This window comes from Armatimonadota bacterium, from assembly GCA_028871815.1.
GTDB lineage: Bacteria > Armatimonadota > Chthonomonadetes > Chthonomonadales > Chthonomonadaceae > REEB205.
The window spans coordinates 157,990-181,807 of the sequence record JAGWMJ010000005.1; the positions used below are offsets into that span (position 1 = coordinate 157,990).

At 63.4% G+C, this 23,818-nt stretch carries 19 protein-coding genes; 13 read left to right on the forward strand and 6 right to left on the reverse strand.

The window, feature by feature from the left end:
• The first annotated feature begins 129 nt into the window (after positions 1 to 129).
• The gene (gene aroA, locus KGJ62_08085) at positions 130 to 1,437 is read left to right on the forward strand and encodes a 3-phosphoshikimate 1-carboxyvinyltransferase (protein MDE2126533.1); all 1,308 of its coding nucleotides are present in this window, start codon (positions 130 to 132) and stop codon (positions 1,435 to 1,437) included.
• Here the strand turns inward: aroA and KGJ62_08090 are convergent.
• The gene (locus tag KGJ62_08090; protein ID MDE2126534.1) at positions 1,426 to 3,051 is read right to left on the reverse strand and encodes a phosphoglucomutase, alpha-D-glucose phosphate-specific; all 1,626 of its coding nucleotides are present in this window, start codon (positions 3,049 to 3,051) and stop codon (positions 1,426 to 1,428) included. The two genes, aroA and KGJ62_08090, sit on opposite strands and share 12 nt — an antisense overlap.
• A 675-nt stretch (positions 3,052 to 3,726) precedes the next feature.
• Here KGJ62_08090 and prfB point away from each other — a divergent pair.
• The 5 genes from prfB (at position 3,727) to KGJ62_08115 (ending at position 8,351) form a co-directional block, all read left to right on the forward strand.
• Positions 3,727 to 4,791 (forward strand): peptide chain release factor 2, encoded by a 1,065-nt coding sequence (gene prfB / locus KGJ62_08095; protein ID MDE2126535.1) that lies wholly within the window; start codon positions 3,727 to 3,729, stop codon positions 4,789 to 4,791.
• Positions 4,792 to 4,835: 44 nt separating this feature from the next.
• Positions 4,836 to 5,588 carry a 5'-nucleotidase C-terminal domain-containing protein gene (locus KGJ62_08100; protein ID MDE2126536.1) on the forward strand — a complete coding sequence of 251 codons (753 nt, stop codon included), beginning with the start codon at positions 4,836 to 4,838 and terminating at the stop codon, positions 5,586 to 5,588.
• 84 nt (positions 5,589 to 5,672) lie between these two features.
• The gene (locus tag KGJ62_08105; protein ID MDE2126537.1) at positions 5,673 to 6,704 is read left to right on the forward strand and encodes a M28 family peptidase; all 1,032 of its coding nucleotides are present in this window, start codon (positions 5,673 to 5,675) and stop codon (positions 6,702 to 6,704) included.
• A 162-nt stretch (positions 6,705 to 6,866) separates the two neighbouring features.
• The gene (locus KGJ62_08110) at positions 6,867 to 7,178 is read left to right on the forward strand and encodes a hypothetical protein (protein MDE2126538.1); all 312 of its coding nucleotides are present in this window, start codon (positions 6,867 to 6,869) and stop codon (positions 7,176 to 7,178) included.
• A 102-nt stretch (positions 7,179 to 7,280) separates the two neighbouring features.
• Complete coding sequence (locus KGJ62_08115; GenBank protein MDE2126539.1) at positions 7,281 to 8,351, forward strand: site-2 protease family protein; 1,071 nt, start codon at positions 7,281 to 7,283, stop codon at positions 8,349 to 8,351.
• A 67-nt stretch (positions 8,352 to 8,418) separates the two neighbouring features.
• Here the strand turns inward: KGJ62_08115 and KGJ62_08120 are convergent, their stop codons facing one another.
• On the reverse strand, positions 8,419 to 10,512 hold the full coding sequence (locus tag KGJ62_08120; protein MDE2126540.1) for a hypothetical protein: 2,094 nt from the start codon (positions 10,510 to 10,512) through the stop codon (positions 8,419 to 8,421).
• A gap of 138 nt (positions 10,513 to 10,650) precedes the next feature.
• On the opposite strand from KGJ62_08120, the gene KGJ62_08125 reads away from it, so the two are divergent.
• Genes KGJ62_08125 through KGJ62_08135 form a run of 3 tightly spaced genes read left to right on the forward strand, consistent with a single transcriptional unit; the run spans position 10,651 to position 12,794 of the window.
• On the forward strand, positions 10,651 to 10,986 hold the full coding sequence (locus KGJ62_08125) for an NAD(P)-binding domain-containing protein (protein MDE2126541.1): 336 nt from the start codon (positions 10,651 to 10,653) through the stop codon (positions 10,984 to 10,986).
• Between the two features lie 27 nt (positions 10,987 to 11,013).
• Positions 11,014 to 11,715 carry an NAD(P)-binding domain-containing protein gene (locus KGJ62_08130; protein MDE2126542.1) on the forward strand — a complete coding sequence of 234 codons (702 nt, stop codon included), beginning with the start codon at positions 11,014 to 11,016 and terminating at the stop codon, positions 11,713 to 11,715.
• On the forward strand, positions 11,712 to 12,794 hold the full coding sequence (locus tag KGJ62_08135; protein MDE2126543.1) for a beta-lactamase family protein: 1,083 nt from the start codon (positions 11,712 to 11,714) through the stop codon (positions 12,792 to 12,794). Before KGJ62_08130 ends, KGJ62_08135 begins: the two co-directional genes overlap by 4 nt.
• Here the strand turns inward: KGJ62_08135 and KGJ62_08140 are convergent.
• From KGJ62_08140 to KGJ62_08150, 3 genes are all read right to left on the reverse strand, one after another.
• On the reverse strand, positions 12,791 to 14,047 hold the full coding sequence (locus KGJ62_08140) for an acetate/propionate family kinase (GenBank protein MDE2126544.1): 1,257 nt from the start codon (positions 14,045 to 14,047) through the stop codon (positions 12,791 to 12,793). The genes KGJ62_08135 and KGJ62_08140 overlap by 4 nt on opposite strands.
• Before the next feature lie 418 nt (positions 14,048 to 14,465).
• A complete protein-coding gene (locus KGJ62_08145; GenBank protein MDE2126545.1) occupies positions 14,466 to 15,317 on the reverse strand; it encodes a hypothetical protein in 852 nt (283 codons plus the stop codon).
• Positions 15,318 to 15,323: 6 nt separating this feature from the next.
• Positions 15,324 to 17,717, reverse strand: a complete 2,394-nt coding sequence (locus tag KGJ62_08150; GenBank protein ID MDE2126546.1) for a hypothetical protein — start codon at positions 17,715 to 17,717, stop codon at positions 15,324 to 15,326.
• Positions 17,718 to 18,510: 793 nt separating this feature from the next.
• On the opposite strand from KGJ62_08150, the gene KGJ62_08155 reads away from it, so the two are divergent.
• The 4 genes from KGJ62_08155 to KGJ62_08170 all read left to right on the forward strand — a co-directional run bounded on the left by KGJ62_08155 (position 18,511) and on the right by KGJ62_08170 (position 23,631).
• Positions 18,511 to 21,648, forward strand: coding sequence for an RHS repeat protein (locus KGJ62_08155; protein ID MDE2126547.1), 3,138 nt, complete (start codon positions 18,511 to 18,513; stop codon positions 21,646 to 21,648).
• An 87-nt stretch (positions 21,649 to 21,735) separates the two neighbouring features.
• Positions 21,736 to 22,392, forward strand: coding sequence for a hypothetical protein (locus KGJ62_08160; protein MDE2126548.1), 657 nt, complete (start codon positions 21,736 to 21,738; stop codon positions 22,390 to 22,392).
• Positions 22,389 to 23,066, forward strand: a complete 678-nt coding sequence (locus KGJ62_08165; GenBank protein ID MDE2126549.1) for a hypothetical protein — start codon at positions 22,389 to 22,391, stop codon at positions 23,064 to 23,066. The genes KGJ62_08160 and KGJ62_08165 overlap by 4 nt, the downstream gene beginning before the upstream one ends.
• A 43-nt stretch (positions 23,067 to 23,109) precedes the next feature.
• Complete coding sequence (locus KGJ62_08170) at positions 23,110 to 23,631, forward strand: hypothetical protein (protein ID MDE2126550.1); 522 nt, start codon at positions 23,110 to 23,112, stop codon at positions 23,629 to 23,631.
• On the opposite strand, the gene KGJ62_08175 is transcribed toward KGJ62_08170, so the two are convergent.
• The gene (locus tag KGJ62_08175; GenBank protein MDE2126551.1) at positions 23,595 to 23,774 is read right to left on the reverse strand and encodes a hypothetical protein; all 180 of its coding nucleotides are present in this window, start codon (positions 23,772 to 23,774) and stop codon (positions 23,595 to 23,597) included. The two genes, KGJ62_08170 and KGJ62_08175, sit on opposite strands and share 37 nt — an antisense overlap.
• Between the last annotated feature and the right edge of the window lie 44 nt (positions 23,775 to 23,818).

A 23,818-nucleotide genomic window follows, 5' to 3' on the forward strand; every position in this document is an offset into this window, starting at 1 on the left:
GTTGGAACATAGCTTGCCGGCGGCACGCAAGGAATCGCACGACGCTGGAGTCTTCACCGGTGCAGCCCCTGTCGCGGCGTGGTATGGCCCAACTGGATGTCGAACTGCCTATCGCGGTACCATGCCTCTATGAGCCTCGCCGATACCATTGCCGTACTGCCTCTTGAAACACCTCCGGACGCCGTCATCCCAGTCCCCGGCTCAAAGAGCATTACAAACCGCGGTCTGGTGCTGGCGGCGCTTGCCGACGGCGTGACGGAGATTGTCAACGCGTTGGATTCCGATGATACGCAGGTTATGGCGGAGGCGCTTCGTGCGCTGGGGATCCAAACGGAGTGCGATCCGGCGGCCCGGACGATCCGGGTGACGGGCTGCTGCGGCCGTATCCCGGCGGCAAGCGCTCGACTGTTCCTCGGCAACTCGGGAACCTCCATCCGCTTTCTGGCCGCTCTGTGCTCGTTAGGCCACGGCGAATACCGCTTTGACGGTACCGAGCGCATGCGGGCGCGGCCCCAGGCCGGACTGCTGGACGGACTTCGAGCGCAAGGCGTTGGCATAACATTTGATGGCGTTGTCGGGTGCGCGCCGTTCACGCTTCACGCAAACGGTCTGGCTGGCGGAACGATGGAGCTTTCGCCGGCAGAGAGCAGCCAGTTTCTCTCGGCGCTGTTGATGGCCGCGCCATACGCCCAGCTGCCCATGGCAATCTCCATACTCGGTGACCTACGGCCCAACTACGTGGCGATGACGTGCGCGATGATGGCGAGATTTGGCGTAGAGTGCGGCGAATCCGACGGCGTGTGGCGGAGCGCAAGCGGTCCCTACCTACCGCCCGGCCGCCTCACAGTTGAGCCGGACGCCTCATCGGCATCGTACTTTTTCGCTGCGGCGGCGATCACGGGCGGGCGGGTCACGGTGCCTGGCCTCAACCATGACTCCCTGCAGGGTGATGTGGCCTTCACCGAGGTGTTGCGATCGATGGGGTGCCGCGCGGAGGATACGGCCGAAGGCCTGTGTGTTGAGGGCCCGCCACCGGGCTGCCTTCAGGGCGTTGACCGCGATATGCGTTTCATATCCGATACCAGTCTTACGCTGGCCGCTATCGCACCATTTGCCACAACACCGACTACAATCCGGGGCATTGCGCACAGCCGCCTTCAGGAGAGCGATCGCGTCTCGGCCATGTGCACCGAGCTGCGCCGCCTGGGCGTTACCGTGCACGAGAGGCCGGACGGAATGACGATTGAGCCGGCCGCCCACATGAACGGCGCAACTCTGGACACGTGGCAGGATCACCGCGTGGCGATGAGCCTGGCGATAACCGCGCTCCGGTCGCCCGGCGTGGTGCTGCGCGACCCGGCGTGCGCCGGCAAGACGTTTCCGGAGTTCTGGCAAACGCTGGAACTGCTCCGCCTTCGGAGGCCGTCAGGTGTTTGACAGTGTGTCGGTCACGATCTGCTGCGCCTCATGCAGGATCGCATCCACGGTCGCCTCGTCGCGAAACGACTCGGCGTAGATCTTGTAGATCGGCTCCGTGCCGGAGGGCCGCGCTACAAACCATCCGGCAGATCCGGAGACCTTCAGTCCGCCGATCGGCGCATCGTTGCAGGGCGCAGTTGTAAGCCGCTGAAGCACCGGCTCGCCCGCGAGCGTATCGGCCGAAACCGCCTCTGGTGTCAGGTTGCGCAGCGCCTCCTGCTGCTTCAACGTGGCGGGTGCGTTGACGCGACGGTACCACGGGCGCCCCAACTCTCCGTGCAGGCGCTCAATCCATTCGCCGGGGTCGTGACCCGTAACGGCGGTTATCTCAGCGGCAAGCATGCAGGCCACGATACCATCTTTGTCTGTGGTCCACGGCGCGCCGTCCAGGCACAAGAAGGAAGCGCCGGCACTCTCTTCCCCACCAAATGCGATTGTTCCGTTCAGAAGTCCGTCGGCAAACCACTTGAAACCAACGGGCGTTTCGCATACCTTGCGACCAGCCGCCTCAACCGCGCGGTCGACCAGCGAGCTGGTCACGATAGTCTTGGCAGCGCGGGCGCCGGCGGGCCACTTTTCACGGTGGTGGAGCAGATAGTGCACCATGGCCGCGAGGTATCCGTTGGGATCGAGCAGGCCTGCTGTTGGCGTCACGATCCCGTGCCGGTCTGCGTCTGGATCGCACGCGAATGCAATGCGGAACTCGTTCCGATGGGAGACAAGGTTCGCCACCACTGGAGGCGAGGAGCAGTCCATACGGATCACGCCATCATAATCGGGCGGGATAAACGAAAACGACGGATCGATCGCGGTCGCCAGCACTTCCAGGTTCAGCCGGTACCTGTTTGCGATTTCGGGCCACCATGCCGTAGATGCGCCGCCAAGCGGATCGACGCCGATGCGGATTTGCGAACGGGCTATCGCACCGGTATCGATCGCCAGAGCCAGCCCATCAACATAGGGAGTCAGGAAGTCGAAGGCGACAGTGCGGTCGGCGTCAAGCGCGCGTTCGAGGGGTATACGGCGAACGTCGCGACGCCACGTGCTCAATAACTCATTGGCGCGTGTCTCAATCCATCCGGTGGTTGCCGTGTCGGCCGGCCCACCGACGGGCGGATTGTACTTGATACCGCCATCAGTCGGCGGATTGTGCGAGGGTGTGATAACGATGCCGTCTGCGTGTGGTTTGCCGGCGCGCGAATTCTCGCTGATTATTGCCCGCGACACGGCCGGTGTCGGCGTATACGCGGCCGCACCCTCGGCCCGTGAGAGGCAGACGGTAACCCTGTTACCGGCAAGCACTTCCAGCGCCACGTTGTGCGCGTTCCGCGAGAGAGCATGGGTATCCATGCCGAGGAAAAGAGGCCCGTTGATGCCGAGTTGGCTGCGCCGCTCACAGATCGCCTGGCAGATCGCTGCAATATGCGCTTCGTTGAACGACCCGTCGGACGAACGGCCGCGGTGACCCGACGTGCCAAACGAAACGCGCTGCGCCGGGTTGCCGGGATCCGGCGCGATGTCGCAGAAATCGGCAAGTATGGCCGGCACGTCAATGATTTGTGAAGGCCCCATGCTCTGCTCCGCAAGATGTGCGCCGGGCGCCACGTAAACGGATACCCTGCCACACCGCCCTGGCGCAAGGGGCGGAGATGTTTTGTGGCCAGAAAACCGTTACCCGCAGATCTGCCGCCCCTGCAGCGCCAGGCGAGTGGCGTGAGACCGATTGGGCTCACTGGGGTTACCTTCATGCGCGAGGCATAAAGAGATCCGTCACGCCGCTTCGATAAACCACAGGCGCTTGACTCCGTACTTCAACCGGGGCAACATCTGGCCCGCTGGATGTTGCAGATGGCCGTGTTCGCCACCACTTACCGCTCCGTCAACCATCACTCAGTCGCCATCCTGAGCGAAGCCGAAGGATCACAGCCTGCGCCGGGCTGTCTGGTGGCGACGCTGGGTCATCGTCTGCGACTGGCGTGGCCGAAGCCGTGCGCGGGTCCAGACTGGACAACTGCGACGGATGGCACGCATGCAGTGCAGCGTATGGGCCCCTCAAAGCTGGTCGTACCGCCGCGTAAGCGAGCAGATGCGGCCAACGGACGCCACAACCCACCCGCCCTTGCTTGACTCCCCGGCACCGCCAAAGTATAATCCGACCATCGGGGGCGGGCTATCACCGCCTTCAGGAGAGACGTCAATTGCTTGAGGAGACAGCGAACGAACTGAAAGAGATGCGGCTCCGGCTGAATGAGCTTGGAGGGCATCTTTGACGTCGCCGGACGTTTAGACACTATTGCAACACTAGAAACGGCATCGTCCGACCCGCAGTTGTGGGACGATCCGCCCGCTGCTCAGGCCCTTTTGAAACAACTGAGCCAGCTGCAGGAGAGCATCGCGCCGGTGCAGGCGCTTGGCAGGCGCGTGGACGACGTGGAAGCCCTTTGTCACCTGCTTCAGGAGGCGGGTGAACCCGATCCTGAGAGTGAGGCCGAGCTGGCCGCCGCCCTTCGAGAACTGGCACACGACCTGGACCGGCTGGAGATCGAGATGCTGCTCGGCGGGCCGTACGACGCCGGTGACGCGATCCTCGAAATTCAGGCCGGCGCAGGCGGTACCGATGCGTGCGACTGGGTGGTTATGCTCCAACAGATGTACCTGCGCTGGTGCGAGCGCAAAGGCTTCGATGCGGAGGTAGCGGACGAGAGCGAGGCTGATGTGGCCGGCTTGCGCAGTACTACGCTGTTTGTGAGGGGGCGCTATGCGTACGGGTATCTGCGCGCCGAGCACGGAGTACACCGGCTGGTGCGCATATCGCCATTCGATGCCGCCAAGCGTCGGCAGACAAGTTTTGCCCGCGTGGAGGTACTGCCCGATGTGGGAGAAGAGGCGGCCGTCGCGATAAATCCCGACGATTTGCGTATAGATTACTACCGTTCCAGTGGCGCGGGCGGTCAGCACGTGAACAAAACCGAGTCGGCCGTGCGCCTTACGCACTTGCCGACGGGCCTGGTTGTAACCTGCCAGAACGAGCGTTCGCAGCACAAGAACAAAGCTGCGGCGATGAAGGTGCTGGCCGCCCGACTGTGGGACCGCGGCCAGCAAGAACAGAAGGAGCGCGAACGCGCGATGCGAGGCGAAACGAAAGCGAATGAGTGGGGCAATCAGGATCGCTCGTACGTACTGCAGCCCTACACATTGGTAAAAGACCTTCGCACCAATGTTGAGACCGGCGATGTAACCGGCGTGCTGAACGGCAATCTGGATCCATTCATCCAGGCATGGCTGCAGTGGCAGAAGAGCGGATCGCCGTAACTTTGCGCAGCGCGCATGCGTCCAATAGGTCAGGAGCGCGGCAGATGATGAGATCGGCGAATAGCATTGCAATTTCAGCGGCCACATTCATGCTTCTGAGCGCAGTCTGCACGCGTGCCTGCGCCCAGAAGGGCCGAACGGCCAAAACAGCCCGAACGGCGATCCGTACCGCAAGTTTGCAAGCGCCCGCGGGAAAGCCGTCGCCACCCGTCGTCGCGCCCGGCTGGACGACAACGGTGGAACTAACCACCCGGAACATGGGATCTGGTGAAACGCCTCTGGGCGATCTTGTGGCCGACTCGCTGCGCAGCGCCGGCAAAGCCGATATCGCTTTTATTGCAGCCTCCTCTTTTGACGAAGCCACGATACCAAAGGGAAGCTTCGTACCGGCTGACGTGGTCAAGTCGCTGGAGTTCGGCGACGACACCGTAGCCGTCGTCAAGTTGACGGGCAGCCAGATTGAGAAGGCGCTGCGCCACTCGCTGACGCTTTTCCCCAAGGAGAACAGCGGCTTCTTGCAGATGTCGGGCCTCACGGTCACCGTATCGGTAGATGCCACCATGCAGTCTCACGTGGTATCGGTCAAGGTGGGATCCGCGGCGCTCGAAATTGCCCATACCTATCTCGTGGCAATGCCCACACCTCTGGCCAATGGCGCGCTGGCTTATTTCAAAGTCTGGCCGAAGAGCGCCATTGACCACGAGACGACGTCAACGCTTTCGGGAGCGATAACCACCTGGCTTGCCGGGCATCACCATATTACGCGCTTCGATCCGCGCCTCGTAACCAAACCTTAGAGAAGAACCTGCCTTGAATGCCGGACATTCCGGCTTCCGTTGAAAGGATGAGCCGTGACAGGATCCCCCTCCCGGAAGCGTGCGATGAGCGTGCTGTTGCTCGCTGTTGTGGCCACTCTGGTGGGCTGCGGGCACGGCACCGCCGACGGCGCTCAAGTAGCCGGACCGACTCCCGCGCCCGCTCCAACCCATCCGACATTCGACTCGGCACGGGCCTGGACCTATCTCACCGCACAGACGGCGTTTGGCCCGAGGCCTCTCGGCAGCCCGGCGCACGCCAAGTGCCTTGCATGGCTGCAGAGTGAGATGTCCAAGTATGCCGATGTGACGATCGCGCAAAAGTTCACGTACCATCAGATGCCATGCACCAACGTGGTCGGCGTCTTCTATCCGGCCGGCAGCACCAAGCCTTCGCAACACCCGGTACTGATCCTGGCGCACTGGGACACGCGCCCCATCGCTGACGGGCCTTATTCCACCGTGGCGAAACTCTCGCCTCCGTACTCGTTCAGCTCGAACGGATGGAACCGGGTCAATCCAATTCTGGGTGCGGACGACGGCGCATCCGCCGTCGGTGTGGTTCTGGAGCTGGCGAAACTCTTCAAACAGCAGAGGCCGCCGGTCGGCGTGGTGCTACTGCTGGATGACGGTGAGGACTATGGCGATTTCAACGCCAACAACGGCGACGGTGATGGCGTGGAACTCGGCTCGCGCTACTTCGCCAAGAACTTCTCGAAGGATCCCCGGTTCGGCAAGCCGGAATGGGGCATTCTGCTGGATATGATCGGTATGCGGAACCTCTTCATACCGCGTGAGTCGGCATCGCAGCAGTTCGCAGGCTCACTCAATGATCGCGTATTCGGCGTGGCCCAATCTCTTGGATACGGAAAGGTGTTCCGCTCCGACGAGATGCAAGACGTTGGCGACGACCACCTGGCCCTGAACAAGGCCGGCATACCTACGATCGACCTCATAGACCCACTCCCGTACCCACCCTATCAAAACACTGGATACATCTACTGGCATACGCTTGAAGATACCGTGGATAAATGCGACGCTCAAAGCCTGAAGGCCGTTGGCGATGTGGTGACCAGTGTGGTATACAGCGGAGACTGAGCCCGCACCCAAACGAAACGCGTTTCGTTCGCCAGTCGTACCGTTTATTGAGCGCGCGCGAAGCACAATGTGTCTATTGCGCCACACAGCGGCCATGGCGGGGCCGGCTCAAAGAGATTGCTCAACCTACGACCGGTAATCGGGTAAGAAGGCCTGAAAAAGATGGCGGGTAACGGCGTTCAGCCTGCGGCGCGGCGCGTCATAACGCTCCGCGAAGACGACCTGAAGATTTGCGAGCTGTGTGGCCAGTTGAACCTGGCTACCAACAGGGAATGCTTTGTTTGCCGCTGGAGAGGCCACTTTGAAACGGACGCAGGGTTGGTGCACGCCGCCGTCTCGCTGACCGTGAAGCAGTATGGCCGCCTGGAACTACAGCACCTTACCGACCCGGTTACGTACTCCGTTTCGCACGTAACGCTGGGCGACCGCCTGGTGCTGCTGCTGCGCCGAACGTGGCGAGCGCTGATCGGCTGAGCTCCAGCGGGCACCCGGGAGAGACCCATCGAACCAGCCAACCATCCGCGCAGCCGGGCCACACAGTCATCACCCACGCGTCATGATGGCGGCTCGGTTGCCGTGGCCCGTGTGGCTGGTATACCGATCCGGCTGCATTTCACGTTCCTTCTACTGCTAGCCTGGCTCTTTGTAGCCAGCGCCACTAGCAAGCAGCCACATCCCTTTGACGGGCTGCTGTTTGTAGTTGGCGTATTTGTCTGCGTGCTGCTCCATGAGCTCGGCCACGCGCTGACTGCAATGCAATTCTTCGGCATCCGAACTGTGGATATCGTGCTCTACCCGATTGGCGGACTCGCGCGCATCGAGCGGCTGCCGGAGCCTCGGCAGGAGTTCTGGATTGCGCTCGCTGGGCCGGCCGTCAACGCGGTACTGGCACTGGTCTGCGTCGTGGCGCTCAAGGTGACCGGCGGCGGGATACCGCGAATAGGCGTTGTCAGCACACCACGAACGCTTCTCGCGGGCCTGTTGTTTGCCAATGTGGTGCTGGCCGGCTTTAACCTGCTGCCGGCTTTCCCCATGGATGGCGGCCGAATCCTCCGCGCCCTGCTGGCGGTGCGCATTGGCGAAGTGCGCGCCACGGTTCTATCGGCACGCGTGGGCCAGGCGCTGGCGTGGGTCATGGGCTTCGCGGGCCTGTGGACCGGCGACTTTCTCCTGATTATCGTTGCGGTGTTCGTCTACCTCGCGGCAGGCCAGGAGTCGGCGGCGATTCAGACTCGCAGTCTTGTTCACGGAAGACGCGTACGCGACGCCATGCTAACGGACTATCGCACGCTGCCACACGGCGCACGGCTCAGCGAAGCGGCCACAGCGCTGCTTGCCGGCAGTCAACAGGATTTCCCCGTGTTGAATGGCCAGGAAGTGGTCGGTGTTCTGCCGCGCGGCGCGCTGCTGCGTGGCATGGCCGCGGCCGGCGCTGATGCCTGGGTTGCCGGCGCGATGGACCGTGACTTTGCCCGGTGCGGGCCGGATGACTCACTGGAGTCGGTCTTCACGCAAACTGCAGCCCATTGGCCAATACTTGTGATGGCGGAGGAGGGCGGAAGCGAGCAGCTGGTCGGTATGATCACGCAGGAGAATCTTCTCGAGTTCCTTGCGCTTACGCGCCTCAACGAGCACGCTCGAGCCTGAGCTTACCCCGCCGAGACGGCGGACCAGCCGGATGCCGGCGGGCAACGTCGCGGCGCGGGCCGAACGCCTATCGATTCTCGCGAAGAAGCGAGGTCTCCCCGGTCGGTAATGCAATACGGAAACTGGCCGTTCCGGCTCGGCCGGTTTCGCGGTCCGCCGCGATACGCTCAGCCCAGGCTTCCGGGATGCTGAAGCGCCAATCCGTGGCGCGGGATGCGCTTGCGGTAAGTTCCGCCACGGCCCCGTGCTCGATGCGCCCCGAAACAAGCACGCCGTGCGCGGCTCGCAGGTGTTTGAACGTGAGCGACGGTACGCCTGGCGGCACCGCCGGCAGCAGGCGTGTGCCGACCTCATCCACCTGAACAAACAGGGCGTTAAGTGCATAAAGCCACAATCCGGCGCCCGTTGTGAACCACGGGACGCGGACGTGTCCATTTCGATCAACATGTTCGTTCGGACTGCAGAATGCTCCGGCAGACGCGGCGCCGCCGCGCAGAGCTTCCCAGGCGAGCGCGCCACTGCCCTGCCACGCGTGTACCGCAGCCAGGTGGGCGCCGGCCCATGTCCACATCGACTGTTCGTACGGCTCGGCGAGGCCGGGCTTGAACGCCTTTTGGGACCGCAGGGACTCGTGGGCAGTCTGCGCGGTTTGCAGCGCTCGTGCGCTTGAGAACTCGATTCGGAAGGGGAAGACCGGCGCCAATACCGACATATGGAACGGTGCGCCTGCCGGTGGCTCCCACGTGCTGCCGCCGTTTTGCAGATTCTGCCGCAACTCGCGTGCCAGGTTCGCCCACTGTTCCGCACGGGCCGCGTCACGCGAAAGCAGGTGCGCTGCGTTGGCGGCGGCTTCCATCGAGGCAGCGGCGGCGCACGTGGTAAACGGCCCGTTCTCCACCTCACCCGCCGCTTCGTCGAAATCGACGCCGCGGACGGTGCGAAGCTGCTTGCCGGGGCCGCGCACCAGCGCATTCATCTGGTAGTACCGTGCTATTTCCCGCAGCAGCGGGTAGAGGTCGTCCAACTGCACCAGGTCGCGCTCGTAGAGCCAAAGGTTCCACGCCGCCAGCGCAAACTGGCCATTGTGAAACTTCTCTGTGAGCCATGGGCCCAGCGGATCGCGCTCGTTTCCGGCCTCATCACTGCTCCACGGAAAGTGGGCGCCACGGCCAAACGCACGATCGATTGCCATCGGAAGTGTGGTCAACCGGAACCACGGTATGCGGGCGGCAAGCTCCGGGTGATTGGCAGAGAGCAAGCCCAGGAAAGGATAGAGCTCATCGTGAAATGCCCCGCCATCCCAGTACGGCTTGCCCACGGCCGGAGGTATTGACCATTTGGTGATGGTGCTTCGCAGCGTGTGGAGCGTCATCTGGCGGAATGCGTCCACGGTGGCATCCCCGGTCATCACATCGGACGCGCTTTGGAATTCAACTCGCTGGCGCTCGGCCTCCTTGCGCTCGTCGTCCATGGTGTCGGCTCGAGCCGGCTCCAGATACGTGCGCCGATCTGAGAAGCGCATGCTGGTTACCAGCGTCACCGAACTGCGTGCGCCAAGGTTGATCGCGGTTTCTATGGCGGCGCCGCGCTTACCGACCTCGCTGCGAGAAACAGCAGTTGGTTCCGAACAGTCGCCTTCAAGCGTCAGCTCGCCAAGCTCACCGGCAAACTCATAGTGCAGCCGAACTCTCCGGCCGTCGATCTCGTGCGTAAACCACATATCCGGCTCGTCCGCCGTGTAGTTAACGCGGAAGACGACGCTCCGAGCCGCATCTCCATCGTTTCGCAGCACCGTCTCTACCCGGAACACATTGCGTTGAAGCAGGACTGAGGTTTCGGCGGTTTCGAGAATGGAGTTGTGCTTCAGCTCGGATGTGACGACGCCATTGACCGGGTTGATTGCCTGTCGCCAGATTGTATCGAATATCTGCTCGCCATCCACCTCCAGCGTCCGGACCAGCGTGCCGAATGAGGTCAATGGATGCTGCGCGCCCGACCTGCGCCTGCCCGCCCACGTGAACCGCTGCGTCTCTCCCGCGGCATCCTCGGAAGCGACATGAAAGCCGGTCCGCCCAACGGTGCATCCGACTTCGCCGTTCGCGGCAATCGCCGACACGATGCGATCGTTTTGCCAGGATTCGAGTGTAAATAGCTGGTTCATATTGCTAAGACGAGGGCTACCACGAGCCGCCACATGGCGCGCCGCCGGGCGAGCGAGCAGATTATTCGTGCCGGTCCAGCGTATAATCTGCGAGGGCGTCACGTTGCAACAAGCCGTTGGCGCGCTGCCCGCCTCATTATGACGCAGAACGAATTCGCCCACGCCGGTACTCTCTTCGACTTGATTGTGATCGGCGCCGGTCCAGCCGGGATTCACGCTGCGGCAGAAGCCCGCAAGCTGGGATTGAACTGCCTTGTGCTGGATCGCCGCGGTCTAGCCCACAGCTTTGTGGAGTATCCTCAAACTCTCCGCTTCTTCTCGCCGCCCGATGAGATGGAGGTGGGCGGCGTGCCGTTTCCGATGCGCGGCGGCGACAAGCCCTGCCGCGAGGACATACTGCCTTACTTTCGGGCTGCAGCGCACGCGCTAGACCTGCAGTTGGCATTGTGGCGCCGAATCACGGCGGCAGCCTAGGATGGCCAGGCGTGGAGACTGCAAACGGTGCGGGAGCCCGATGGTGGCCAGCCGCTGGAATTGGTGGCGCGGGCGCTTGTACTGGCATGCGGCGTTTGGGATATCCCGGTCCGGCTGCCATGCCCGGGCGCCGAATTGCCGCACGTCATCTCGCGCTTCACCGAGCCTACCGAGTACTTCGATGAGCCTGTGCTTGTTGTGGGCGGCGGAAACTCAGCCGTTTATGCGGCGCTGACTCTGGCGGAGGCGCACGCCAAGGTTACCTTCGCCATGCGGCGTGAACCGGTGGCGGGCCAGAGCCACCTGAGGCCCTTTGTGGTGCGTGACCTCGAGATGGCGGTCGCGGATGGCCGGCTGAAGCTGCTAACCGGCGTCATCGTCACGCGGATTGAGCCGGCGCGGGCGTGGATGCAGCCCGTGGAGTACGACGCGGAGCATCCTTCTGGAGGGCGGCCAAACGGAACGCCATTTGAATTGCCTGCACGATTTGTCTTTGCCCTGCTGGGCCAGCGACCTGATGGCGAGATTATGGGGCTGCTTGGCCTGGAGCAGACAGCCGATGGGAGGCCTGTGCAGAACAGCGAGACGTACGAGACGCTCAGCCCGAATGTCTGGACAGCCGGTTCACTGGCCGGGCCGAAGATCGACATCATCATTACCGCTCGCACGCAGACGGCCGGTGTGGTACAGCGAGTAGCTGACCGGCTGGGCGGAAAGGAGTCACGATGACCAGCCACGAGGAGATGAGCGTAGCGGCGTGCGCCCAGCGGCTTGAGAAGATGGTGTTGGACGGCGTGGAGAAGGAGTGGTACTCATGCGCTACATGGCGCGTAACCGGGTCGGGCGCAACCGTGGCGGAGGGCAGCGTTGGCGTTACGAATCTGCGCGACGGCGCGGCCTCCCCAGCGAAGCTCGACACCATTTTCGATATGGCGTCGCTCACCAAGCCGTTCACCGCCGTGCTTCTGCTCCATGCTGCCGAGCGTGGTGATCTGCACCTGGGTATGCCGCTCGCTGCTTTTCTGCCGGAAGCCGTCGGGACCAGGGCAGGCGATTTGACGCTGCGGCAGCTGGCGACGCATACGAGCGGATTATCTCCGTGGAAGGCATTGTACGAGCGTTCGGAAGCATCGCCGGTACCCACCATCCTGAGTATGGAGCTTGCCGCCGAGCCCAGCACGCGCTACGCTTACAGCGACCTGGGGTACATCCTGCTTGGCGAAGTCCTCGCCCGAACCTACCAGCTGCCGCTGGACGAGCTGCTCCGCGCGTGGATTCTGGAGCCTGCAGGGCTTCACGACACGATGTTCAATCCGCCCGCCGCGCTCCAGCCGCGCATTGCGGCCACGGCCCACTGCAGCTGGCGGCCCGGAGAGACGCTGATTGGCAGCGTGCACGACGCCAATGCGGCCAGCATGGGCGGTGTTGCCGGCCATGCTGGTATCTTCTCGACTTTGGACGATATGACGCGCTTTGTGGCGGCCATCATGGGCCGGGGTGAAAACGCACTTCTGTCTCCGGCCGCCACGGCCGTGATGTCGACAAATCAGATTGAGCCTGCCATTGGCGGACACTCGATCGGATGGTTCACGCCACCGAACGGCATGTTGCCCGGCGGTGACTTTGGTGACCACGCCTTCGGCCACACGGGGTTTACCGGCACCATGCTGATGCTGACTTCGGACGGCTCGCTTACAATGCTGCTTACCAACTATGTGCTTTCACCGTTTGAGGGCGGCGAGATTATGCGGCTGCGGCGGAGATTCGCCAACGCGGCGGCGGCAATGCGCAGCGTGGCTGATGACTAGGCTGAGGCTTGAGCCAGCGCAGCAGATCGCGACCTGGCTGTGGTTGCCGTTGGCCCGTTCGCCAGGAGCGCAGATGCCTGCATGGTCATCGCATACTCCTCATCGGCCGGCACAACCCACACCTCGGCCTTCGATCCGGTAGCCGAAATGAGCGACTCGGTCGCACCATCGGCGCCGCCGTTGCTGCGCTCATCGAGATGGATACCCAGGCATTCGAGGTAGCCGCAAATCCGCCCGCGCATCTCTGGCGAATGCTGCCCGATGCCGCCGTGAAACGCGATGGCATCCACACCGCCCAGCGCCACAACCATGCCGGCGAGCGCCTTTGCCGCTCGATAGGCGAATACCGCCAGGGCCAGACGGCTCCGGTCATCTCCGGAAGCGGCGCTCGCTTCCAGATCGCGGACATCACCGCTCCGACCCGATATGCCCAGCATGCCGCTCTCGGCGTTCAGCAGTTGATAGAGGCGCTTACTGGTCATGCCGGTCCGCAGTAGGTAGAGCACGAGCCCGGGATCGATGTCGCCGGACCGGCGTTCCATCATCAGACCCTCCAGCGGGCTAAAGCCCATCGTGGTGTCGATACTCACTCCATCAAGTTCGGCTGAGAGGCTTGCGCCGCTGCCCAGATGGCAGGTGACGGTGCGCAGGCCCGGCTGGGACGGGTGCACCAGCTCCATCAGGCGGCCGGAGACGAACTGGTGCGCGATGCCGTGGAAACCGTACCTCCGAATCTTCCTTCCCTCAACCAGTTCGTGAGGCAGGCCGTACGCTTGAGCGAGGTCGGGCATCTCTGCGTGAAATGCCGTGTCAAACACGGCGAATACAGGCAGCACCGGTCTACGCCGCAGCATCTGCTCCAGCAGGTCGCACGCCGGGGGAATGTGGACGGGCGCCATGTCGGCAAATCCGCGGATGGCGCTGGTGATAGCGCCGGTGACGCGGATGGGCTTCGTAAACCGCCCGCCGCCGTGAACCACGCGGCAGACAATCGCAATCGGAAGCGGCGCACCAACCAGACTCCGCTGCACGGCGCTCCAGGCATCCGCCATGCCGATGCCGGGGACTGCGGTCTCACCCGTTTTGCCCGCGGAGCAGGTCCAGCGGAGCGCCGCGTGTGGCGTACCCATCCGGTCTACGGCTCCCGTAAGCAGCGCATGGCGCTCAGGTCGTCCAGTCGCGATGTCCAATTCGAATAGCGCGAATTTCAGAGATGAGCTGCCCGGATTCACGGCTAAAACGGTCGGCTTCATGTTACAGCCTCCAGGTCCGTTCAAGCGCAAACGGCAGCCGGCAGCCGGTTCCGTACCAGAAGCTGCAACCGGAGCTGTTGGCCGGACTTGGCCAGCTTGCAGCTCTCGCAAGCGCGGCTTGGGGTGAAGCAGGTGACGGCCGGAGATCATCGGCTCGCGCGCAAAGGATCCGGAACCTCGGCGCGCGCCGGAATACACTTCCGCTAATCCGGTGGGCAGACAGGCGGCCGGCTGAAAGCAAAACCTGGGGATGGGCGGCCGGATGGCGCCTGGCACGGGCCGGATTGTGACGTGAAGCAGGCAAAGCCGCTGCCCTCCCACTTCGCACTACGCGCAAGCGATGCCGGAAATACGGCATTTTCCCGCAGTGTGATAAAGATCACATGTTACTGTGCGCAGAGGCCGAATCCATCCGTTTTCAGGGCGGCATCGTCCTGTCGATCCGGCTCTTGAACCGTATAACGCGATCATTGGCCTGGTAGAGGCGAGCCTCTGCCGCGCCGTTGTGGCACCCAATGCAACCGGGATTGTTTACTGCCCGCCCGGTGACGGCGGGCGTTACGGCCGTTCCGAACCCGCAGGGACCTATGCGCATGATGCGGGTGTTGAAGGCTGTCAGGGTCGAGGTGCCGGCTACCGAGCCCGGCATCGGCCGGATGATCCGTGGGCCGCCGGGATGACACGTGAAACAGGTATCGCGCGACCGCGTCAGCCTCCAGGACCCGTTCGGCTGGCGGCGGACCTCCATAAACCAGACGTGCCGCGTGTGCAGGTCAATGCTCATGACGGCATGTAGCGAGTGCCTCGGATCGGAAAGCAGCCACTGATCCCAACCTTTGCTACGGTGCAGCGCGACCGTGCGAACACCACCAAGCTCGCTGTTGACGAATTGCACCGAGGGATATGAACGCCAGTGCAGCGGTATCGTGCGCGCTGCTGCCGGCATCGCTGCATAGTACTGCTCATCCGGGATGGCCCACCCCATGCCCGTTCCGGGCGAGAAGGCAAGGCGTGCCGACAACGGCACCAGCTGATTCAAGCGCGCTTCAGCATCCCTGGCTCGGAGGCCACGCTTCAGACGTGCGAGCGCCGAGACCGGCGGATAGGGGTTTTGGATGATCCGGCGCTCTACCGTGTTCAACGCTGGTTGCGGCGGCGACGCCACGGCTGCGGCTGCAACAGGCGCCGACACGCACAGCAGGAGGCGGGTGATCAACCAGGCGCGGTTTGGGAGCTGCCGCTTTTCACCTCCCGGCTTTCGCGTCTCCATAACAGGCTAGCCAGCACCTGGAGCGTCGCCGTGGCGCCAATGCGGCGTGAGCCACACTTCGGCTATCTGGCACCCGCGGCCGTTGCGTCCGCGCCCCGCTGCAGGTGTCCACCGAACCTCCAGTTCGCCATCTACGATCACCTCCGGCGGAATGGCCAGTTCAACCGGCGCGGTTGGAACCGGCTTTTGCATCGGTCCGCCAAGCAGAGCGCCGGTGCCGGCGAACACTGAGATGGCGTCGCGCGGGTCGGCGCCAGCATTGCCGGGGTCGTCGGTGGCGAACACAAAGCGAAGCCTCCAGCGTGCAGCCGGGTCCAGCCGGGAGTATCGCATCACCAGAGGCGTATCGTAGAGCGTCTCGGCATGACGGCACCATGCCACACGATGCGTCGGTATGTAATCGGCGAACCCGGTTCGCACGGATTCATAGCAGCCCGGGTCTTCCTCCAGCCCGGGACCGACAACGAGGTGTGGTCGCTGCCGTGGGTCGCCGGGCTGATCGTAGAAGCCGCCCGGCCCGGCACTGCTCCAGTTGACGATGGAGTTCAGCTCCTGCCGCCGGGCCTCCTCATCCGGCAGCGAGCGAATTGCCTGAAACCGGTAGAGGAGCCAATCCCGGTTGTTCACCGGCGCGTCGATCGAATCCAGATTGGCGCCGCGTTCAAAGTGAATTGCGGCATACCGCGGCACGCTCAGCTGCATGCAGATGCTTTGAAAGAGCGCTTCGGCAAGCTCGAAGACCCGTGCGCGAAGGTCCTGCGCCGGCGGACTAACCGCTGTCAGCGCAAGGATCTCCTCGGCCTGCTCCATCGCGCGAAGCGCTCCGACAGCCGCGGCGCCACGAAGCGCATCCGTCGCCCGCGTCTCCAGCTCCTCCTCGAAGCAGAGGCGCGCCCGCAGGTAGGCATCATAGTAGGCGCGGTACAGCGCCTGCTGCAAGCGCCAGTTGCGTTTCTGGAACGGTGTGGCGGCTTTTTCCATTACCTGAAACTGACGTAGCGTGACATCCACACCTGTGTTCGCGGCCAGCGAACCGCGCCAGTTACGTTCCAGAGCCAGCAATCCTTCGGCGAACACTTCCCCGTAATCCGGACCTATGAAGTACCGGCTGTAATCTTGCAGGATTGTGCGGACGTCGGCGTCGGGTTCCCACCCAAGCGCGCTCCAGACCACCTTGTTCACGTCGTCGTTGCAGCCCTCGGAGTAGCTGATAAACCCGATAGCATCGCCGGCGAGTTTTCGAAAGATGTGGGCCTGATCCACTGGCCGTGGGTTGATGCCTTCACGCCCCTCGGTCAACGCATAGGCCAGATCCCAGTCCTGTGGAGGATACTGGCACTCGCGGCAGTGCGTGATATCGGGATAGCGGCGAATTGGGTACCGATCAGGCACCATCCGGCGAAAGTCCGGAAGGCTGACTCGCACCTGCGGGCCAAATACCACTCCGGCAAGCCACGCCGGCTCTTCCGCCCTCAGAATGCCGATGAACTGCTCCATCCAGGCGGCATCGAATCCCTGTGGCGAGACCCACATACCGGCGTTGGGATGGTATGACTTCAGTGCATGCGACTGCTGTTCCAGAAGGGCGAAGAGCAGTCGCGGGGGCGTGTGTCCAGGGTCACCACCCGGCACGAACACGGCATCCACGCGTGGCAGCGCGGCGAACACTTCGCTCCACTCCGCCACCGAGCGCCGGATCGCCGGCTCGGACCCATAATCGCGGTCCATCGCCGGGAACCAGATCCAGACGTCCAGCCCGTAGCCGGCAAGGAGCTGCGACATGCCTGCCATCATCTTTAGCGGCGGCAGGGGAAAGTGCGGGCTGTCGGGTGCGTCATCCGTTCGCGGCGGCACGAGCTCTACGGCATTCGCGCCAAATACGATGAGGTCACGGATGTACTGCTCCCACATCGCCAGCGACCAGCCGTCGTACGAGTTGGTTTTGGGACGGTAGCCCAGTTGATGCCCGCGGAGCGGGTATGCCGGGGCAGTTGCGATTTGCAAACCGTCGGGCAGCGCGACCTCCCAGCGTCCGAGGCGCAGTGTGCGGAGCAGCCGGCCGACACCGAACAGCAGACCACGGTCATCGGCCCCGGTCACAGCCGCCATGTTGCCTCGCTCAGTAACCATGGAAGTGAGCGTAAACCCCTCGGCGCGCACCTCCCGTGGCATGGCGGCGGCCGGCGCCCCGGCTGCATCCAACAGCGCGGCCGCGCTTTCGCCGACTCCAGCCAACACCACCGGGATGCCTGGAGCCGGAATGGCGCCGGACGTGCGCCAGTCCACACGGCTGCGCGCCGCAACTTCCTCGATGAGCATCGCCACAGCGCGAGCCTGCACCGGCGTCTGATCCGGCGGGGTTACCACAACTGCTTCTGTAAAAGCGAGGTCTTTCGGCATCACGACGCCACTCCGTCACGCCTCCCAATAGCCTGCGATTCGCCCCCGAGACACCGTTTACCTGCGACAGCGACGTGCGCGCCCCCGCGCGTCGTGGAAGAGTGTCCGCCGGATGGTTCCGGCTCGGCTTCCCGCTGTGCGCCAAGCTTCGGTTCCGGCTACCGCATAAGTCTTGTTTGTCGCATTTCAGCAGGCGTCCCGCGCTGCTATCACGTTTGCCGCTGGGGCACGCGCTCACCACATGGGACCAATGCGACAACTAGGACATATAGGTTCGCGCACACGTGGTTGGCAAGAGGAGCAGCGGCCCGAGACCGCGCACCAGGCGCAGATTTTGGCTACCGCATATGTCTCATATGTCCCATTGGTCGCATTTCAGCAAGGGTCCCGCACTGCCATCGCGTTTGATTGGGGTACGCGCCCGCCAGATAGGACATATAGGTTCGCGCATACGGTTTCGGTCCCGGCTCAGGTGTGACCGCCTCGTGTGGTCGTATTCCGACAAGGTTTTTTTTACTTTTTGTTGCAAAAGCCTTGACAGCATGAAACAGGCGTTGTAGACTAGTTCACAGCATCCTGGTTAACAGGGTATTTTGGCAATTGTTCGCTGGCAGGGCATCGCCGGCAATCGTTTAAATAAGACGCACGCCACAGGACCTTAGTCTGCCCCGCGACGTACGCCTCTCACGGCAACCGTTTGACGTCCGGCTGCCAGCCGCTAAGGCTGGAGAAAGGTCGATTGTAATGGCAGGCAAACGTAAATCGCGCGGCGCATCCGAGTCCAACTCTCCGAATGGTATGGGGGGGGGGCAATCGCAATTCAAAACGGATACCGCGTTCGCCCCGCGTAACTTCGCGGCGTGATTTCCTCAAGGCGGCGGCCATTACGGTCGGCGCCACCGCCGCCGGTGCGGCGGGCCTCGCCTCCAGCCAGGAGCCGGCATTCGCGTCCGGCGGCATCAACCCTCCCTCCCCACCACAGCCGGGCGCGCCCTCCAGCTGGCAGGCCAGCCATGCCATCCGGTTTGGTAACGTGAACCTCTCCACCGGCAACGTGCAGCTGCAGTTTGGCGTTACCGGCTGGTCCGGCCGCACCGGGCTGGGATTTGGGCTTGTCTTCAATAGCCAGAGCACCCGCACTACGGCCGTTGGGCCAAAGTGGACCCACAGCTATAACTGGTATATCATCAGCGGCAATCCGGCCGTGGTAATCCGGCCGGACGGAACGGAGACGGCGTTTTACGGCAGCGGCAGCAGCTTCACTGCGCCGGTGGGGTGTTACGACACGCTGGTTCAGAATGCCGACTCCACCTGGACCCTCACGGCGAAGGACCAGACGCTCTACAAGTTCAACACCAGCGGCCAGCTGGTCTCCATCGTAGACACCTTTGGCAACACCGTCACCGTTGCCTGGAGCGGCGGGGTCATCACCAGCATCACCGATTCGGTGAGCCGCGCCTTCACCCTGGGATACACCAGCGGCAAGCTGACCAGCGTGACCGACTGCGTATCCAACCAGTGGACGCTGGCCTACGACAGTTCGGGCCGCCTCGCCAGCATCACGTGGCCGCTGCTCGGTGGGACCGCCTATGACTACAGTTTTGGGTACGACGCGAACAATAACGTCAACTCCATCACCGACCGAAAAACCAACCCGTGGACCTACAGCTATTTCAACACCAACTGCCTCGCCAGTGTCTCCGGGCCGTCCGGCAGCGGGGAGAGCGTGTTCTATGCGCTGATCTCCGGGTCCAGCACACCCATCCGGTATGGCGCGTCGCCGCCACCCTGGCCAAAGGCCGCAAAGACGACCATCGTGTGGACGGATCCCAATCTGAACACGGTGACGTATGCGTTCGACAGCAATGGGTTCCTCGTCGCAATGCGGGATGGGCTCGGGGATCAAAGCGCCTTCCTGTACGACGCGAACAATAACCGCAACAGTGTGCAGCTGCCCTCCGGCAAGACCACCACCTCAGTCTGGGACAGCCACGGAAACAAACTCAGCCAGAAGGACCCGCTCGGAAACGAGGACCAGTGGACCTGGAACGGCGCCGGCCAGATGCTGACACACACCGATGCGAACCTGAACGAAACGCAGTACGGCTACAACGCGAACTACGGACTTACCTCCGTGACGCGGCCGGACCTTGGACTGATTCAGTACACCCTGAACAGCACGGGCGAGCGGACGCAGATTACCGACCAGATGCTGCGGGTCACCACTTTCGGCATCGATACCTATGGCCATACCACCAGCCGCACCAATGGGCTGCTGAAGACCACCTACTGGGTCTACAGCAAGAACAGCCTTCTCACGCAGCGCACCGGGGCCGACAGCCGGGTCACCAACTACACGCAGGACGCGTGGGGTCGTTTGATCGGCATCGCCTTCCCAACCAGCGGCGCGCCATCGATCGCGTTGACGCTCGATGCGGAGGGCAACCTGACCGAGGCTGTAGACGGCACCGGCACGCGGTATTTCACCGTGAACGCCTGGGGCAACCGGACGCAGCAGACAGACCCGCGCGGAACCACAACCGCCGTCTACGATGCCGGGCAGCGGCTGACGAGCCAGACCGACGTTACCGGCCGCATCACAAACTACACCTACGACGCGGCGAACAACACCGTGAAAGTGGCCGACAGCACCTCAAGCGCGTCGACAACCTACAACGTTGACGGCCTCAAGACAGTGGTGGTCACCTCGGACGGCGTTACAAAAACCAACGGCTACGATGGCGCTAACCGGCTGACTTCCGTGGTGCACACCAATACGTCGACCAAGGCGACCATCGCCGGCTACACCGTAACGCTGGACGCCGGCGGCCGCAGGACCAAAGTTGTGGAGCAGCCGAGCGGCGACATCACGGAGTACGTCTGGGATTCGTGCAACCGGCTCACCTCCGAGACCCGCACCGGCGTCCGGCCCTACTCCGGCGGATACACCTACGATGCGAGCGACCTGCGTCTCACGGCGAAGATCATCATCAACGGCACAACGGTGCATAACGGCGCCTACGACTACAATGCCGCCGCGCTCCTGGCCACGTGCGACGACTCGGCCACCGGGCTGAATGAGACCTACACGTGGAACAGCGACGAGACACTGGCATCATGGCCGGGCGGTTCGAGCGCGCTCTCGGCCGATTACGACGAAGACGGTCACCTACTGAGCCTGGCCGTGGGCGGCACAACAGCCTACGAATACGGCTATGCCTTCGACGGCGGGCGGAGGTGGAAGAAAGACATTTCGGCTGCCGCCTGGACCTGGTTCCCGTGCGGCGTCGCCTGCAGCGCGGGCGACCTCGTGGAGCAGACGAGCGATCTCACGGGCCAGTCATGGTCAACCAGCGCGGTCTACCTCCGCGGCATGGGCTGCGGCTCATCCATCTACCGCCGCAACTCGGAATGGCACCTTTTCGACGCCGGCGGAACAGCCGGCGTGATCACCGACGGCTCCGCCAACGTGCTCAGCAACAACCTGTACGACGCGTTTGGTGTGCTAATGTACACCAGCGGCTCGGCCGCAACGCAGTGGCGCTTCCTGGGTCGGTTCGTGGAGGAGGAGGGGTTGGTGGCGAGTGCAGGGGGCGGAGGGGATATGCTGGTGGCGAGGGGGGCAGGAATCGGTGGCCGACATCGCGACTGCCGCGGCCTCTCGCCTGGCGCATGCTACGAATGTGAGATGGCCCGAATGGCGGGCAAGGTGGACCCGACCTTGGCGTGCCTCGTCGCGAACCTCCACTGCGGCTCCCACGCAGATTGCAACCCGCCGCCGCCAGGCGGACTGCCGATGGACAAGCTAAAATGTATGGCGGCGTGCGCGGCATTTTGCACACTTCTGTTTCCTGTCGGACCGCCATCGGGGTGGGCAACGTGCTTCAAGGATTGCATTCGGCTAGACTGCGAAATCACGGACGCTGGATAGTTTTGGGGCGCGCCGAGCAGTGATCCGAGGATGGCGTGTGGTTGTGGCGCAAATCTGCAGCCGCACCCCGTCCGGGAGCCGCAGCGAATGAAACAACAGAGTGACGTTTTCGCGTCGTTTGAACCGATTGACGACGGATTCCTTAGGCGCGACTGGACGGCGGCTCAGCTTCCAGCTTCTTGGTTGGCAGCGTCCACGGAGCTTGCGATTCAGCGCACCTCAGATCTGGCTACGCGATATAGCGGTCTTCGGCCCGACAGCGTGCATCGGCTGGACTGGCTTCCCGATCGGCTGCCGACCCTGGCGGTCCAGTTTCCGTGCGAGATACCGCCGGAGGAGCGGATGCCCTCCAGCGTGCTCGCAGCAGCGCGCGATATTGCAATGCGGCTGTTTCCCAGCGCGCGCGAGGAGGAGCTATCCGACTCGGCACAACTTGGCTCTCTGGGCTGGCCGGACCGGTTCGATTTGACAGCCGATATCGGCCGCCTCAGCGCGAGCATGGTTTTTCGAGACGAGGCCGCACTGCGTGAGATGGGCGCCGCACTGAGCGGTATGCTTGTGCGCGGTCCGCTTACGGGACACACGCCGGGTGCACTTGTCACACGCATCCGCGAGTTTACGGATGCGGTCCGGGCGGCCGTGCCGTGCGTGGTGTCGGTGATGACGCCCTGCGGAGAGCCCACCCGTGCCGTGGATCTTAGCCCGGTGTGGGCCACAGTCGCGGCGGGCATTCTGCTAACGTGAGCGGTCGTGTCGCCTGCAGCGCGGGAGACCTGGTGGAGCAGACCAGCGACCTAACGGGCCAGTCATGGTCAACCAGCGCGCTCTATCTCCGCGGGATGGGCTGCGGCTCATCGATCTACCGGCGCAACTCGGAATGGCACCTCTTCGACGCCGGCGGAACAGCCGGCGTCATCACCGACGGTTCCGCCAACGTACTCAGCAACAACCTGTACGACGCGTTTGGCGTATTGATGTATGCGAGCGGCTCGGCCGCCACGCAGTGGCGCTTCCAGGGCCGGTTCGTTGAGGAGGTGGGCTTGGTCGCAAGCGCAGGGGGTGGTGGGGATATGCTGGTGGGGAGGGGAGTCGCTCTTTCGTCCGCGTTGCCCGGCCGGATACCGGATTGCGGCCATATGAGTCCGGGCGCCTGCTTCCTGTGCCTGACGGCAATCGGCGTGCCGTGCGACAAGGCGAGGGCGCTATGCGGCGCACACACGCTGTGCCTGCCGCCGCCGGGCCCGCGCGGATGTGGGTTCTTGGAAAGCTTTCGATGTTGGCTCATGTGCGGCTCACGCGGCGTGACGGCGTGCATGGTCAACCCAGACGGTCTCATGGATTGCCAATGTGGCGAGGATCTTGCGGGCGGCCCCGACATGGAGGATCCTGATGGCGGGGCGCCCGGAGGCCCCGACTGATGTACGCGGTCGTGTCACAATGCGAGCGGCGAGGAGAACCACTATGAATCGGCGAGACACAGCATTCGTTTTGGCCGGGGTTGCGGTTGGGGCGCTCGGCTCGCTCGCGTGGTCGATGCGGCCGGTATTGCAGCTGGGACCGACCCCTGCACATGAGTTGATGCGCTCAAACGGCGGCGCTGTATTCGACATCAGGACGAACCGCCTCCTCTCCATCCACGGCGCCGCAACCGGGATGAACCTGACGATAGAGCGGCCCACAAATGCCGCTGCAACGAAGACGCTTGCTCGCGAACACCGGCCGAACTCTCCCGGCCAATCGGTGGAGGGCCCGGCTAAGATCGGGCTGATGCCGGAGAACGCCCCTGCCTCCCCGGCTTCGGCCGCGTGGTCGATCAGCATACCGGCCGGCATACGTGCGAGCGTGAGCGCACTCAGTTCCCGCACTACCCTGGGCTTCCGGATGCCACCAATGGTAATGGTCGTGGTCTCCGCAGACAAGCCTGCAGGCGCTCAGCCCGTGGGAGCCTACGGCTCGCGATCGGCGACGGCGGGGAGGTCGTAGGCGGCTTCGTCGTCGGTGCCGACGACGAGGCGGAAATCGGCGCAGTATTCGGACCCGGTGCCTTGCTGGTTGGCGGAATCCCGGGCGGGCGTGGCATGTTTGCCCGCGGCCGCGGTCGAGTGCCAGTCGTTATGGCTCTCCATCTCAGCCCCGGGACCGGCCGATTGCTCGGGCTTGCCGCCACGTG

Excerpts from the sequence above, each read along its gene's own strand:
- KGJ62_08150 (MDE2126546.1), bottom strand. The coding sequence starts at position 17,717 with ATGCCGAAAGACCTCGCTTTTACAGAAGCAGTTGTGGTAACCCCGCCG.
- KGJ62_08145 (MDE2126545.1), bottom strand. The coding sequence starts at position 15,317 with ATGGAGACGCGAAAGCCGGGAGGTGAAAAGCGGCAGCTCCCAAACCGC.
- KGJ62_08110 (MDE2126538.1), top strand. The coding sequence starts at position 6,867 with ATGGCGGGTAACGGCGTTCAGCCTGCGGCGCGGCGCGTCATAACGCTC.
- KGJ62_08120 (MDE2126540.1), bottom strand. The coding sequence starts at position 10,512 with ATGAACCAGCTATTTACACTCGAATCCTGGCAAAACGATCGCATCGTG.
- KGJ62_08170 (MDE2126550.1), top strand. The coding sequence starts at position 23,110 with ATGAATCGGCGAGACACAGCATTCGTTTTGGCCGGGGTTGCGGTTGGG.
- KGJ62_08155 (MDE2126547.1), top strand. The coding sequence starts at position 18,511 with ATGGTATGGGGGGGGGGCAATCGCAATTCAAAACGGATACCGCGTTCG.
- KGJ62_08160 (MDE2126548.1), top strand. The coding sequence starts at position 21,736 with ATGAAACAACAGAGTGACGTTTTCGCGTCGTTTGAACCGATTGACGAC.
- KGJ62_08090 (MDE2126534.1), bottom strand. The coding sequence starts at position 3,051 with ATGGGGCCTTCACAAATCATTGACGTGCCGGCCATACTTGCCGATTTC.
- KGJ62_08125 (MDE2126541.1), top strand. The coding sequence starts at position 10,651 with ATGACGCAGAACGAATTCGCCCACGCCGGTACTCTCTTCGACTTGATT.
- KGJ62_08175 (MDE2126551.1), bottom strand. The coding sequence starts at position 23,774 with ATGGAGAGCCATAACGACTGGCACTCGACCGCGGCCGCGGGCAAACAT.
- KGJ62_08140 (MDE2126544.1), bottom strand. The coding sequence starts at position 14,047 with ATGAAGCCGACCGTTTTAGCCGTGAATCCGGGCAGCTCATCTCTGAAA.
- KGJ62_08100 (MDE2126536.1), top strand. The coding sequence starts at position 4,836 with ATGATGAGATCGGCGAATAGCATTGCAATTTCAGCGGCCACATTCATG.
- KGJ62_08105 (MDE2126537.1), top strand. The coding sequence starts at position 5,673 with ATGAGCGTGCTGTTGCTCGCTGTTGTGGCCACTCTGGTGGGCTGCGGG.
- aroA (MDE2126533.1), top strand. The coding sequence starts at position 130 with ATGAGCCTCGCCGATACCATTGCCGTACTGCCTCTTGAAACACCTCCG.
- KGJ62_08135 (MDE2126543.1), top strand. The coding sequence starts at position 11,712 with ATGACCAGCCACGAGGAGATGAGCGTAGCGGCGTGCGCCCAGCGGCTT.
- prfB (MDE2126535.1), top strand. The coding sequence starts at position 3,727 with ATGAGCTTGGAGGGCATCTTTGACGTCGCCGGACGTTTAGACACTATT.